The sequence below is a fragment of the Bradyrhizobium sp. USDA 4474 genome, from assembly GCF_054057515.1.
Genome location: NZ_JBSRZJ010000002.1, coordinates 6,902,234 through 6,915,087 on the forward strand (window position 1 = coordinate 6,902,234; position 12,854 = coordinate 6,915,087).

Genomic DNA, 12,854 nt, shown 5'->3' on the forward strand with positions numbered 1-12,854 from the left:
GAACCACGTAACCCGGCGGAGAAATTAACCGGCCATTAACCATATCGGTCGCATCGTTAACCATTCAATAACGGGAAACGAGTCGGCCGCCATGGAGGCCCTAGCAAAACCTCAACGCCAGATGGTGCGCCTCCGCGGGCGCTCCTACGTGGCCTTCGTGTTCGTCCCGACCGTTCCGATCCAGGACTGGCTCCAGGAGATCGACGCCACCATTGCGCGCTCGCCGGGCTTCTTCGCCGGCCGGCCCGTGGTCATCGACCTGTCCTCGGTCGATCTCAGCCAGTCCGGCATCAATCATCTGCTGACCAGCCTCGGGGATCGCAACATTCGCGTTCTCGGTATCGAGGGGGTGGAGGAGGCGCGGCTGACGCCGTCGATGCCGCCACTGCTCTCGGGCGGGCGCAGTTGCGTGGTCGAGCAGACCGCGCCGAAGAAGTCGGAGGCGAAAGCCGAGACCAAGCCGACCTCGCTGCTGCTCGACAGCCCGGTGCGCTCCGGCCAGACCATCATCTTCCCTGAAGGCGACGTCACCATTCTCGGCTCGGTCGGGTCCGGTGCCGAGGTCGTCGCCGGCGGCTCCATCCACATCTACGGCGCACTCCGCGGTCGCGCCATGGCAGGCGTGAACGGTCACGCGAGCGCGCGCATCTTTTGTCAGAAGATCGAAGCCGAACTGCTTGCAATCGATGGATTTTATCAGACTGCCGACGATATCGACGATGCCCTGCGTGGCCGGCCTGCGCAGGCCTGGCTCGAAGGCAGCACCATGCGAATTACTGCGCTGAACTGACCAGAAGGAGATATTTGAGATGGCCAAGGTACTGGTCGTAACATCAGGAAAGGGCGGCGTCGGCAAGACCACGACGACTGCCGCGCTGGGCGCTGCGCTGGCGCAACGCGGCGACAAGGTCGTCGTCGTCGATTTCGACGTCGGCCTGCGCAACCTCGACCTCGTGATGGGCGCCGAACGCCGCGTGGTGTTCGATCTCATCAACGTGGTGCAGGGCGTGGCCAAGCTGCCGCAGGCGCTGATCCGCGACAAGCGGCTGGAGAATTTGTGGCTGCTGCCGGCCTCGCAAACCCGCGACAAGGACGCGCTCACGGAAGAGGGCGTCGGCAAGGTCATCGCCGACCTGCGCAGCAGGTTCGACTGGGTGATCTGCGACAGCCCGGCGGGGATCGAGCGCGGCGCCTCCATGGCCATGCGCTTTGCGGACGAGGCCGTGATCGTCACCAATCCGGAAGTGTCCTCGGTGCGCGACTCCGACCGCATCATCGGCATGCTCGATTCCAAGACCGTGCGGGCCGAGAAGGGCGAGCGGGTCGCAAAGCACATTCTCATCACCCGCTACGATCCCTCGCGCGCCGCGCGCGGCGAGATGCTGACCATCGACGACATCCTGGAGATCCTCGCAACGCCCTTGCTCGGCATCATCCCCGAGAGCCAGGACGTGCTGAAGGCCTCCAATGTCGGCACGCCGGTGACGCTCTCGAACGCGGATGGCGCGCCCGCGCGGGCCTATATCGACGCGGCGCGGCGGCTGTGCGGCGACACCGTGCCGATGCAGGTGCCGACCGAGCGCAAGGGCTTCATGGATCGCCTGCTGCGACGGAGGGCTGCATGAGCATGGGTCTGCTCCGGCTTCTCCGCGGCACCAAGGCGTCCGCACCCGTCGCTCGCGAACGGTTGCAGATCCTGTTGGCCCATGAACGCGGCATGCGCGGCCAGCCCGATCTGCTCGGCGTGCTGCGTGAGGAAATTCTCGCCGTCGTGTCCAGGCACGTGACGCTGGACCCGACCAAGGTGATCGTGCGGCTCGAGCGCGGCGACGAGGTCTCGACGCTCGAGGTGGACATCGAGGTGCCCAACGATTTCGAGCGCAAGAAAGCGGCGGTCGCGTAGGGACACGGCCGAAGTTTTTGGGGTGGTGAAAAGGCGGTCCGCCGGGCATGGCGGGCCGCCTTCATCGTTTGGGCGGTTCAAGAATCCGGGGGGCGATGTGATCGGCGAGGTGCGGAACGGGAGCTGCCATGAAATCGTTGTGAGATATCCGCGGGCCGGGGCTCCGCGGTTCCGCCAGACGGGAGAGCGCCCATGATGTCCGAGCTGCAGGTTCACACTGTCGCGCGGCAGATGCTGGAACAACATGGTTTTGCCGCGATCGCAAAGGCTGCCGAACAGGCGCAGGCCTGCGAAGGGCGCGGCGACGCCGATGAAGCCAAGGAATGGCGTCACATCGCGGATGCCATGAAGATCATGCGCGGACCGGCCCACAGTTAGGCGTGGTCGCCACCCGGTTTAGCGCTCGCCCTGATCGGCGCCTGGCGTAGCCGGCTTGTGCTGCGTCTGCGGCTGCGTGCGCTCGCCGGTCTCCTTGCAGGGGAGCTGCTCCCAGGAACCGTCGGCGGCCTGCTGGTAGGCGCTGCAGGACGAGGAGGCCGTCTTGTCGTCGCCCTTCTGGGCATTCTTCGCCAGCGCTGGCGCTGCCACCACGGCGCTCGCCGTGAGCGCGCCGGCGAAGACGAGATGAGTGATCCGCATGGGGTTCTCCCGTTTGAAAACGCCCCGCATGCTGGCCAGGAATGTGACGATTATGGGCCGGGACGGTAGTTCCGTCGCGGCGTGCTTAACGACGGGGAAAAGTGCCTAGCCGCCCTTGCTGCGGATCAGGCCGGCGAGGCTGGTCTTCTGTTTCTCGCACCAATTGCCCATGCCGAGCCGGCGCTGGTCGAGATCGGTCATCTGGGTTGCCACGGCCACCTCGGCCATGAGGTCGTCGGGCTGCTTCTCGCCCATCTTGCCCCCGGTGTGCATCCAGGCAATCGCCTTGCGCACCTGCTCGGTGGTGCCGTCGGGGAGCTGCATCTGTTGCGCCTTCTGCACCAGATCCTCGTAAGCGACGTCGGTATTCGGACATTCGACCTTGGCGGCGAAGGCCTGCAACACCATCGTCACATAGTTCGAGCGCGTGTGGTCATCAGCCGCCTGGGCGGGAGCTGCGATCAGCAACAGGCCTGCCATCAGCAAGGGGTATCGCATCCCGGGTCCTCCTCATTTTTTGGGGAGGCTAGCGTCCAGGGGGTAGCTCTGCAATGGCTGCGGGGCCTGATGTTGCGCACGAACTGTTCGAGCCGTCGATGCGCGAAGCGCGTCCTACCGCCGCCAGGAAGGAACGGGATCGAGTGGCGTGCGATAGACCTCGTTGTGATCGCGGTCGGTGACCGCGCACCGCGCAACCCGTCCGCTGCAGCTCAGGCCTCACCTGTGACAGCTCGCTGGCCAATTGCACCGCGCGATCGGAGGCGACCTCGATGTCTTCGAGAATGATCCCGCCCTGGTTCTTGAACTCTTCACCAACCACGAGATCGAAGGAATAGTAAGGCATTCGAATTCTCCGGTGTGACGACCGAGATTCTCAAATGAAGCCTTCCATGGAAGTCTTCGAAACATGCTGGATCATAACACTGAGTCGACATCTAGCCGATGAACATACCGCGTAATCTCTGCGTTTATGGCGCAGAAATCATGTGCACTGTTCGCATGCATTAAGATTTAATTAAATATATCGGCGTGATCATAGGACATGGAATTGCAGCAGAACCGGGCTCCGGGAACCGGCAGCTGCAAGAGAAGGCCGGCGGCATAGATCCCGACGGCCTTTTCTCTTGGCGCAAGCAAACCCAGCACCGTAGTTGCACGGACTCACATCATCGCATCGAGTCGGACAGTTTGCGCTTTCTCATCGTGACGCGAGTCTCCCGGTGCAGCTCTAGTGCACCGGCATGGGCGGACGCACGACAGGTCCGTCATCATCGGCGACCGCTTGCGTCGTGATCGGCGGCGGCGTCGCAATGGCCTGTGATGGCGGCGGCGCTGAAGGCGCCACCGGCGCGGGCGCATAAGAGGGCATATAGGTGTGCGACACGACCGGCTTCGGCTTGCGAAGCGGTGGCGCCGCAGCCCGCGGCGGAATTCCAGGCACGCGCGCGGCTGGATTGGCCGGTGGTCGCGCCTCGGCAACCGGCTTTGGGGCCGCCTTCGCCATCTCGCGGGCCATCTGCTCCTGACCGGCCTTTAGTTCGGAGATGTTGGCCTTGAGCTGCTCGATCTGCTGCGCCATCGCGGCGATGTCGCGCGTCATCGCTTCAACTGATGGCGCGGTGTCGGGCTGGGTTGCTGCAGCTGCGGGCGCGGCAGCGACACTCTCTGCTGTGGGCGCCGGCGCAGACTGATCGGCAGGTCGATCCTGGGCGGCGGGCGGCGCGGGGTCCGCGGCTGCGACCGTTGCTGTCGGCGATCTCGCTGGCAGCAGCGATGCAAGGGACGGTGTCCACTCGGCGAGCAGCTGTTTCGCGGTATCGCCATGCCTCTCCCAGGCGATGGCAGCGGCCGCGCTGCCGCCTGCAAACAGGACCGTGAGCAACGCACCGCGCAACCATTTGCCGCCGGCCGATCGCCTCGCTCGGCCGTGACCGTCATACGCCGTCATGCGGACGGCTGTGTCGACCGAGGGCGCCGCCGCTTGTGGCTCCGGCGCGTGCGTCATCTTCGGCTCAAGATTGATTCTGGGCTCCGACGCGAACTTCGGATCTATCTTCATATCCATCTTGGGCTCATGACGGGCCGTGAACTCAGGTGCAAGCGTCGGCGCAGCGCTGCTCGCGCGCGAGGCCGGCACCATGTCGGGCGAAATCTGCACGGCATCGTGTGGATCGTTGTCCTTGATCGTGTCCTTCACAATCTCATCGACAATTTCGCGGCTGTTCAACGTCGCGAGCATCGCAGCTCCTTTGACCCCTTGGTCGTTCGCATTGGCGCGAGCCGATCTGTTGTGTGAGCTCATCCCGAGCCCGTGGCACCACGAGTCCAGCCGCGTTTGACCAAAGCAAGGCGAGGCGATGGAGACACTGGGGCCGTCTTCCGTTAGATGTGGTGATGGAACCAGCCGTGCCGAACACGGGTACGTGTTCCGCACCGCCTTGTTTTCAGCACGATTTGGGCAGCAACTCTGCAATTGCTGGGGGTTGCTATCCGCTATGGGGGCCGGCGGTGCCAAGATTCTCGATCGCTATTCCCGCTGTTGCCATGCTTGCGCTCGGTGGATGCATGCAGGCGACGCTGTCGCCGTCGACGGACGCGAGCATGACGCCGCGAGACCGGCAATTGCTGGCGAATGCGCCTTACGCCCAGGCGAACGTGCCCGAACAATATCTCCGTCACATCGTCGATTATCCGCGCAAGGAGTTGCCCGGGACGATCCTCGTCGATACCGATGCTCGCTATCTCTATTACGTTCTGCCCGACGGCAAGGCGATCCGCTACGGGGTCGCGGTCGGCGAGGAGGCGATGGCGTTCTCGGGCGTCGCGCGCGTCGGCCGCTTGGCAGAGTGGCCGGACTGGGTGCCAACCCCGGAAATCCAGGCGCGGCTCGGGCCATATCCGGCGCGGGTTGCCGGTGGCCCCGCCAATCCGCTGGGCGCGCGTGGCATCTATCTCTATGTCGGCAACAAGGACACGCTCTATCGCATCCACGGCACCAACCAACCTGAATATATCGGCCAGGCGATTTCGTCCGGTTGCATCCGAATGCGCAACGAGGACGTGATCGACCTGTTCGATCGGGTGAAGCTGAACGCGACCGTCGTGGTGCTGCCACCACGACAAAGCGCGCAAATCGGGCCGGGCCCCAGCTGGCGCGGGTGAGCATGCGTGGGCGCCATGGAGGCGGGGTGCCTGCTGGTAATTTTGCGCACAATTTTAGGCATTGTGTTGCCCGGGACGTAACGCTTCGCCTCTAGCGTGCAGCGAGCAAGGGGCCGCTCGCATGTATCTCGTCAAGACTTCGCCGCGCGCGCTGTTCGCTGCGCTGATTCCGCTGGCCATCGTCGAAGCCGTTCTGATGGTCTTCGCCATCGCGGGCGGCCAGGTCAGCGATCCCGAAGGCGTGCCGGCGCCGGACGTGATCCTGATGTTCTATGGCGGCCGCATGGCCATCAACGCGGCTTTCCTGTTCGCCGGGCACATCGTGCTGCGGCAGTGGACGAAATCGAGCCGGTTCGCGTATGGGCTGATGGGCGGTGTCATGGCAGCAGCGAGTTACGGCATCGCGATCCGCAATCACATCCAGCTCGCTGCGCCCGGCGACGGCACGGTGGTCACGTTCGGCTTGCTGCCGACGATTGCGGGGATGATTGGCGGATTCCTCTATGGTCAGTTCGCCGGGCTCAGCCCGGTTGCGCGCGCAGCCGGCTCGTCTCCAGCGGCCAGGCCGGCAGAAACACCGCTGCCGTTGGTCTTCGACGGGCCGGTCCGCGTGCGCACCTCGGTGGCGGGCATCGCGATCGCGGCGCTGATGCCGGCGGTGCTCGCGACGCTGCTGCCTTACACCTTGTTGCCGCTGTTGATGAACGGCTTTGCGGACAAGAGCACCGCGCACATTTTCGCGGCGGTGATCCCGGCGCAGACTTTCCTGGCGATGCTGGTGATCTCGGTCATTCCTGCAACCATCTTCATGCTTTGCTTACACCACGTCGCCCGCGCAATGGGGCGCCGTAGCGCGTGGGAATATGCGGCGATCGGGGGCGCTGCGGCGTTCGTCTGCGCGCTGCTGCCCGCGTTCATGGCGCCGCTCCTCGCCGTGCTGACGATTCCGGCCGCATTCTGCGGCGCCGTCATGGGCGCGCTCTATCGCCGCTTCGCTGGCCTCGAGCCGGTGCCGCTGCCCGAACCCGTCATCGCAACCGATCCCGAAGCGCTGGTCGGCGCCGATCATCCGTCGCGGCACCAGCACGGCGTCATCCTCAGCAACTGAACACATGGAATGGACAGATGAAAAGCCTCGCAGCGCTTGGTGCGGGCGTGGTGATGGCGGCAATCGCCGCGCTCTGGTTTGCGACGGGGCCGGTGGTGGTGACGGCAGAAGTCAGGCCGCTGAAGGTGAATCCTGATTTGCCGGTGTTCAAGCCAGTTCCGTCAAGCTTGGACGGACGCGCGAGGTGAATGACACCTCAATCGATTCCGCGTCCCATGCCAGGCTCAAGAGTCCGCCGAGCGGCGATGGGCGCGCGCCATTCGCGTCCTAATTGTCGGGCTGCGCGATCCGCCATTGCAGCGTCGTGGCGTTGCCGTTGGCATCGCCCGGCGCCTTGTCGGCCGACGAGGTGTAGAGCGGACGATAGCGATACGCCCACATCTTGCTGCCGTCGTCGCGGTTGATCACGGTGAAGTCGCCGATGGCTTTGGCTTCGGCTGTGGCGGCGAGCGGCACCCAGCTTTCGGTGCACTTGCCGTTGCAGGTCGACGTCTTGCCGGTGGTGTCACGCTCGTAATAATAAAGCGTCATCCCGCGGGGATCGACGAGCTTGGGACCCTGCTTGGTCAGGACCACCTTCGCCGGTGCCGTCGTGGCCTCCGGTTTCGGCGCAGGAGCGGCTTCGCCGCCGCCATGCCCATTCGCGAGCGCATCGCCGGCAGACAGCGCGATGATTGTGGCCGCAATGACGAACCTGAACATCTCCAACTCCAAGCCGGAAAAGTTAATCGGTGTTAAGCGCAGAATTGAGGACGACCGTAACAGCTGAAGGTTAGTTCCTGGTTTCGCAGCGCTGCGACAAATACGTACAAAAATACGGGGTACGGCCTTCTATTTGATGCATTGCCTCGATGCGAACCGGCATCCAGTTCGCCCGAAATCGACTTACATCTCGCGCAACGGCGCGCGGCTGAGCTCGTTGCCCGCGGCGATGGCCTTTTGCAAGAGCCGCATCAGCTCTTCGGCTTCCTTGTCGCTGAGGCCGCGCAGCATGATCTGCTGGGCGGATTCGACGGCCGGTGTGATCCTGCGCAGCGTGCGGCGGCCCTCGTCAGTGATCTCGAGCTCGCGGGCGCGTCGGTCGCGGCGCGAAGCGCGGCGCTCAACGAGGCCTTTTTGCACCAGGCGATCCACCACGCCGGTGATGGTGGTACGGTCAAAGGCGATCAATCCTGCGAGCGTGACCTGGTCCAGTCCTGGATTGGCCTTGATGGTCGCGAGCGCCGCGTACTGCACCGGCGTGAGGTCGAAGCCGGCCTGGCCAACCTCGGCCAGGAATACGGCGACGGCGATCTGTTGGAATCGGCGCGCCAGATGTCCCGGCATGTCGTTGTTGTCTTTCACCAAAATCTCCTTGGGGCAGGGGCGGTGCACGAACCTTGACAAGTATACTGATAATCAGCATACTGACTAATATCCAACGAGACGTCAACAGAAACGAGACGACAACGGGAGAGGTGCCGATGCAATTCCATCTCAATGGATTCCAGCCGGGCGACCCTGAGATCGCCGATCCCGCAGAGCGCGTTCAAGGCGCGGGCGCTGCGGGGGCAGTGCCTGACGAGGTTGACGTTCTCATCGTCGGCTGCGGGCCTGCGGGCCTGACGCTCGCGGCTCAGCTCGCGCAATTCGGCGACATCAAGACCTGCATCGTCGAGCAGAAGCCTGGCCGGCTCTCGGTCGGCCAGGCCGATGGCATCGCCTGCCGAACCATGGAGATGTTTCATGCCTACGGCTTCAGCGAGCGCGTCCTGAAGGAAGCCTATTGGGTGAACGAGACGACGTTCTGGAAGCCGGACGAACGGGCGCCGGACAAGATCGTTCGCAGCGGCCGGGTGCAGGACGTCGAGGACGGGCTGTCGGAATTCCCGCACGTCATCCTCAACCAGGCGCGCATTCATGACGGCTTTCTCGACGTGATGCGCAAATCGCCCGCAAAGCTCGAGCCCTATTACGGGAGGCGTCTGCTGGATCTAGAGGTCGATCCGGCCGCCGGGCCAGCCGATCATGCGGTGACCGTGCGGCTCGAACGCATGGATGGCGGTGCTGAGGGCAAGATCGAGACCGTCAAGGCGCGCTACGTCGTCGGTTGCGACGGCGCGCGCAGTACGGTGCGCAAGTCGATCGGCCGCGAGCTGCATGGCGATTCCGCCAACCACGCCTGGGGCGTGATGGACGTGCTGGCGGTGACCGACTTTCCTGATATCCGCTTCAAGGCGCTGATCCAGTCGGCCAGGGACGGCAGCCTGCTCATCATTCCGCGCGAAGGCGGCTACATGGTTCGGCTCTATGTCGAGCTGGCAAAACTCGATGTCGGTGAGCGCGTCGCCAACCGCAACATCACCGCCGATGACGTGATAGCAAAAGCGCAGCGGATCCTGAGGCCGCATACGCTCGATGTGAAGGAGATCGCCTGGTGGTCGGTCTACGAAATCGGCCAGCGCCTGACCGACAAGTTCGACGATGTGCCGGAAGCCGAGATCGCGACGCGCCACCCGCGCATTTTCATCGCCGGCGATGCCTGCCATACCCACAGCCCCAAGGCAGGGCAGGGAATGAACGTCTCGATGCAGGATGCCTTCAATCTCGGCTGGAAGCTCGCCGCCGTTCTCCGCAAGCAGTGTGCGCCGGGCCTGCTGCATTCCTATTCGGCCGAGCGGCAGGCCGTGGCGAAGGAACTGATCGATTTCGATCGCGAATGGGCGGGGATTCTCGCTTCGGCAGCGAAAACGGGTGGCGCTGATGCCGCCAAGACCCAGGATTACTTCGTCAGGCACGGCCGCTACACCGCGGGCATGGCGACGCAGTACACTCCGTCGATCCTCACGGGCGCGGGATCGCATCAGCATCTCGCGCGTGGCCTCGCCATCGGCAAGCGATTTCATTCGGCGCCCGTCATTCGGCTTGGCGATGCCAAGTCTGTCCATCTTGGCCACGTGGGGAAGGCCGATGGCCGCTTCCGCATTTATGCGTTTGCCGGTGCGGAAGATCCGACAGCGGCTGGCTCCGCCATTCGCTCGCTGTGCAATTTCCTCCTCGAAGCCAAGGGTTCACCGCTGAAACGATATACGCCTGAAGGTGCCGACATCGATTCCGTGATCGATCTGCGTGCGGTGTTTCAACAGGACCATCGCGAGCTTGCGATCGAGGCGATGCCAGCCCTGCTGTTGCCGCGCAAAGGTCGGTACGGCTTGCTCGACTACGAAAAAATGTTCTGTCCGGACCTCAAGGGCGGTCATGACGTCTTCACGATGCGGGGCATCGATCGGAAGACGGGCTGCTTGGTCGTTGTGCGGCCGGATCAATACGTCGCGCAGGTGTTGCCGTTCGACGATTTTGCTGCGCTCGCAGCATATTTTGACGGCTTCATGCTGCAGGTCAGCTGACACTTTGCCGTGCCGATGAATGGCGGATGAATATTGAACTGCGCACGCCGCGCATCTCAATCTTTCGGCTGATCCGGCGCTTGCGCACGGAACGCTTTATTCCGCTTGCGCGTTCCGCCTCTCAGAGGAGGACTTCGCCATGAGATTGAGAACCGCTTTAGTTGCCGCATTGCTGCTCGCGCCGACCGCCGCAATGGCCGCGCCTGGCATCGTCACCGTCTCGACCGGCCTGCGCGCCGGCCCGGGTGCGGGCTTTCCCCTGGTCGATCGCGTCCCCGAGGGCGCCCGCGTCAACATTCATGGCTGCCTGCGTGGTGATGCCTGGTGCGACGTGAGCTTCTCCGACGATCGCGGCTGGGTATCGTCGCAATATCTCGAATATCTCTACCGCAATCACTACGTCTACCTGCCCGACTATGCCGACGAGATCGACGTGCCCGTCGTTCCCTTCGTGCTGAGTTCGTACTGGTCGAGCTACTACGAGGGCCGTCCCTGGTATCGGCGCCACGCCTACTGGAATAACTACTGGAACTCGCATGAGCGCTTCGCGACGCGGATGACGATCGATCCGAACGCCGCTCGTATCGGGCGTGCGGCGACGCGTGACGCGGCGGTCGCGCTGGGCCGCGAAGGCGTCCACGGCAACGGCAACGTCAACGGCGCCGCGATCTCGGGGCGTGATGCCGCGACGGTACGGCGTGACGCAGCCATCACGAAGCGCGACGCTGCAGCGACGGCCGACCGGGCCAGCGCCGGACGCAGCGAGCACCTTGCGCATGAGCGAACGGCCGTGCAGGGACGCAATCCCCGTGATGCGCAGGCGCGTATGATGCACGAGCCGACCGCTGCCCGGGCCGCAGTGCGTGCGCAGCCGATGGCGCGTGCACATGAAGCGCCGCACATGTCGGCTGCGCCGGCGGCCCGGCCCGCGATGTCGCATATGGCTCAGCCGAATGTCAGTCATGGTGCGCCGATGAGTGCCCATGCGCAGATGCCGGCACCGCATGCGGCTGCACCTGCCGCGCCGCATCCCGGCGGCGGTGGTGGCGCTCCGCACATCAACGCCGCCCCGCATGGTGGAGGCGGCGGTCACGAGAAGCACTAGCATTCCTGAAAAGCCCGGCCTTCGTGCCGGGCTTTTTGCTGGCCCGGGTTCCGTGCGCGTACAATTTAAGAAAGTTCTTCGCGGGCAGATTTCAAGGATCGTAACATGTATACTCAAAGGTGTAAGCATCCACTCGGGGCAGCGGGGCTACGGGAGGATGAGATGAGACAGAGCCAGGCGGACTCGCGCCGCCAAAATGTCGCGAAGCGCTCGATGACCAGAGAGGTCAAGCAACTGGCCGGCCTGATCGCCGGCTTGCGTAAATCCCTCGACGGCATTCACAAGGAGCGGGCGAGCACCAAGCTTTCCGGCGCCGAGATGGGGCTGCTCGACGAGCGCCGCAATAATTTATTGCTTACCATTGCTGCCCTGGACGACCGTCTGTCCGCAGTGCAGGGATTGATTGACCTCGGCCGCCCACACCCCATCCGCGTTCACTGACGGATCGCGGGCATTATCGGCTTCGTCGCGGCGGCGACGGACCGGGCTCGGCTGGCTGCGCTGCGCGGCATAGCGCATAGCAGGCAGATTGACCTCTCTCGCTCGACGGAACCTTGCAGGTGCACAATGCTGCCGTTGATGGCACCAAATTGCCACGCTCCCGGCGAATTGCCGCCAAAGCCCGCTGCCACCACAGGAGGGGCGCAGGGCAGCGCAAGGGGATGCGATTTGGCCTACAAGATGGTCGCAGAACGCGACAATGAGAAGTACAGTTTTGCCCGCGAGAGCCGGTTGCTCATCGTGGCGAAGGCGAAGGTTTGGGCGAGCGAAGGATGGCGGGTCGTCATCACCGATCAAGACGGCAAGGCCTACGCGCCCGCGGAATTCGATCAGTTGCTGGCTGCGTGATCGCAGGACGGCTTAGGGGACGACATTGAAACCGCTATTTCGACCGGGGCGCGAGGTCATCGCGCCTCTGGTGATTCTCGGGGCCATGGCGGCAGCGAGCGTCGTGCTGTCGGTGCCGCTTGCCTCAGCGCAAAATCTCGACGCGGGCAAATCGCCTGAAAAGCTCTTCGCCGACGGTTGCATGGCCTGCCATCGCAGCCCGCGAGGGCTTGCGAAGGGGCGCTACAGCCTGACGCTGTCCTGGTTCCTCCAGGACCATTACTCGGCCGGCCCCGACACGGCCAAGGCACTCGCAGCCTATCTGGTGTCGGTCGATACGCCAGTTCCCGCGGCTGCGGCGAAGCCCGGCACAAAGTCGTCCCGATCCAAGCCGCATCCGCCCAAACCTGTGGAGGGGCAATAGCCAGGGATCCGGACCTGGTTAGGCGCGCCGATAGGTCCGTTCGACCAGGCGGTCGTGCACGGCGCGCAAATCGGCGTTGATCCGCGCTTGTCCGGTCGTGACGAAGGACAGCCAGGCGCCATCGGCGGCGAGACGCACGATCTGAAGCTCTGGCGCAGCGTCCGTGGCGCGATGCCGCCTCAGGCGTGCTTTCATCCAGTCCTTCCAGAGCCGCCGTAGCGACGGATCGGTGACGAGCACCATGCTCAGCGTCGCCCATGATGTGGCGAAGCCGAAGGCTTTTCCGGTGAACACCGCGT

General features: G+C 64.1%; 19 protein-coding genes. 12 read left to right on the plus strand and 7 right to left on the minus strand.

All coding sequences use genetic code 11. The annotated features are described in order from the left end of the window. The first annotated feature begins 91 nt into the window (after positions 1–91). The 4 genes from minC to ACVW16_RS34050 all read left to right on the plus strand — a co-directional run bounded on the left by minC (position 92) and on the right by ACVW16_RS34050 (position 2,281). The gene (gene minC, locus ACVW16_RS34035; protein ID WP_456734978.1) at positions 92–790 is read left to right on the plus strand and encodes a septum site-determining protein MinC; all 699 of its coding nucleotides are present in this window, start codon (positions 92–94) and stop codon (positions 788–790) included. 19 nt (positions 791–809) lie between these two features. Then, on the plus strand, positions 810–1,625 hold the full coding sequence (minD, locus tag ACVW16_RS34040; protein WP_092229016.1) for a septum site-determining protein MinD: 816 nt from the start codon (positions 810–812) through the stop codon (positions 1,623–1,625). After that, positions 1,622–1,903 (plus strand): cell division topological specificity factor MinE, encoded by a 282-nt coding sequence (gene minE / locus ACVW16_RS34045; protein WP_456703324.1) that lies wholly within the window; start codon positions 1,622–1,624, stop codon positions 1,901–1,903. Before minD ends, minE begins: the two co-directional genes overlap by 4 nt. Positions 1,904–2,095: 192 nt before the next feature. Then, positions 2,096–2,281: a hypothetical protein gene (locus ACVW16_RS34050; protein ID WP_456703325.1), complete on the plus strand. Its 186-nt coding sequence runs from the start codon at positions 2,096–2,098 to the stop codon at positions 2,279–2,281. 18 nt (positions 2,282–2,299) lie between these two features. Here the strand turns inward: ACVW16_RS34050 and ACVW16_RS34055 are convergent, their stop codons facing one another. The 4 genes from ACVW16_RS34055 to ACVW16_RS34070 all read right to left on the minus strand — a co-directional run bounded on the left by ACVW16_RS34055 (position 2,300) and on the right by ACVW16_RS34070 (position 4,781). Further along, entirely contained in the window at positions 2,300–2,542 is a 243-nt protein-coding gene (locus ACVW16_RS34055) for a hypothetical protein (protein WP_456734979.1), read from the minus strand. Positions 2,543–2,647: 105 nt separating this feature from the next. Continuing rightward, positions 2,648–3,040: a hypothetical protein gene (locus ACVW16_RS34060; RefSeq protein ID WP_456734980.1), complete on the minus strand. Its 393-nt coding sequence runs from the start codon at positions 3,038–3,040 to the stop codon at positions 2,648–2,650. 28 nt (positions 3,041–3,068) lie between these two features. Then, positions 3,069–3,386, minus strand: a complete 318-nt coding sequence (locus ACVW16_RS34065) for a hypothetical protein (RefSeq protein WP_456802556.1) — start codon at positions 3,384–3,386, stop codon at positions 3,069–3,071. A gap of 384 nt (positions 3,387–3,770) precedes the next feature. Beyond that, the gene (locus ACVW16_RS34070; RefSeq protein WP_456734982.1) at positions 3,771–4,781 is read right to left on the minus strand and encodes a hypothetical protein; all 1,011 of its coding nucleotides are present in this window, start codon (positions 4,779–4,781) and stop codon (positions 3,771–3,773) included. A 305-nt stretch (positions 4,782–5,086) separates the two neighbouring features. On the opposite strand from ACVW16_RS34070, the gene ACVW16_RS34075 reads away from it, so the two are divergent. From ACVW16_RS34075 to ACVW16_RS34085, 3 genes are all read left to right on the plus strand, one after another. Continuing rightward, positions 5,087–5,704 (plus strand): L,D-transpeptidase, encoded by a 618-nt coding sequence (locus ACVW16_RS34075; RefSeq protein ID WP_456738164.1) that lies wholly within the window; start codon positions 5,087–5,089, stop codon positions 5,702–5,704. A 121-nt stretch (positions 5,705–5,825) separates the two neighbouring features. Further along, positions 5,826–6,812: a hypothetical protein gene (locus ACVW16_RS34080; protein ID WP_456734983.1), complete on the plus strand. Its 987-nt coding sequence runs from the start codon at positions 5,826–5,828 to the stop codon at positions 6,810–6,812. A gap of 17 nt (positions 6,813–6,829) precedes the next feature. Next, on the plus strand, positions 6,830–7,000 hold the full coding sequence (locus ACVW16_RS34085) for a hypothetical protein (RefSeq protein WP_456703331.1): 171 nt from the start codon (positions 6,830–6,832) through the stop codon (positions 6,998–7,000). Positions 7,001–7,079: 79 nt separating this feature from the next. Here the strand turns inward: ACVW16_RS34085 and ACVW16_RS34090 are convergent, their stop codons facing one another. Together ACVW16_RS34090 and ACVW16_RS34095 are read right to left on the minus strand one after the other, a co-directional pair. After that, complete coding sequence (locus ACVW16_RS34090) at positions 7,080–7,514, minus strand: COG4315 family predicted lipoprotein (protein ID WP_456734984.1); 435 nt, start codon at positions 7,512–7,514, stop codon at positions 7,080–7,082. A gap of 183 nt (positions 7,515–7,697) precedes the next feature. After that, a complete protein-coding gene (locus ACVW16_RS34095; protein ID WP_456734985.1) occupies positions 7,698–8,156 on the minus strand; it encodes a MarR family winged helix-turn-helix transcriptional regulator in 459 nt (152 codons plus the stop codon). Positions 8,157–8,275: 119 nt separating this feature from the next. Between ACVW16_RS34095 and ACVW16_RS34100 the strand changes: the two genes are divergently transcribed. The 5 genes from ACVW16_RS34100 to ACVW16_RS34120 all read left to right on the plus strand — a co-directional run bounded on the left by ACVW16_RS34100 (position 8,276) and on the right by ACVW16_RS34120 (position 12,555). Continuing rightward, complete coding sequence (locus ACVW16_RS34100) at positions 8,276–10,198, plus strand: FAD-binding monooxygenase (protein ID WP_456734986.1); 1,923 nt, start codon at positions 8,276–8,278, stop codon at positions 10,196–10,198. A gap of 139 nt (positions 10,199–10,337) precedes the next feature. Beyond that, on the plus strand, positions 10,338–11,303 hold the full coding sequence (locus ACVW16_RS34105; RefSeq protein WP_456703335.1) for an SH3 domain-containing protein: 966 nt from the start codon (positions 10,338–10,340) through the stop codon (positions 11,301–11,303). A gap of 162 nt (positions 11,304–11,465) precedes the next feature. After that, the gene (locus ACVW16_RS34110) at positions 11,466–11,744 is read left to right on the plus strand and encodes a hypothetical protein (protein ID WP_456703336.1); all 279 of its coding nucleotides are present in this window, start codon (positions 11,466–11,468) and stop codon (positions 11,742–11,744) included. A gap of 126 nt (positions 11,745–11,870) precedes the next feature. Next, on the plus strand, positions 11,871–12,152 hold the full coding sequence (locus ACVW16_RS34115; RefSeq protein ID WP_456738535.1) for a hypothetical protein: 282 nt from the start codon (positions 11,871–11,873) through the stop codon (positions 12,150–12,152). An 85-nt stretch (positions 12,153–12,237) separates the two neighbouring features. Then, entirely contained in the window at positions 12,238–12,555 is a 318-nt protein-coding gene (locus ACVW16_RS34120; protein ID WP_456738165.1) for a hypothetical protein, read from the plus strand. An 18-nt stretch (positions 12,556–12,573) separates the two neighbouring features. On the opposite strand, the gene ACVW16_RS34125 is transcribed toward ACVW16_RS34120, so the two are convergent. Further along, positions 12,574–12,849, minus strand: coding sequence for a hypothetical protein (locus tag ACVW16_RS34125; RefSeq protein WP_456738166.1), 276 nt, complete (start codon positions 12,847–12,849; stop codon positions 12,574–12,576). Positions 12,850–12,854: the final 5 nt, after the last annotated feature.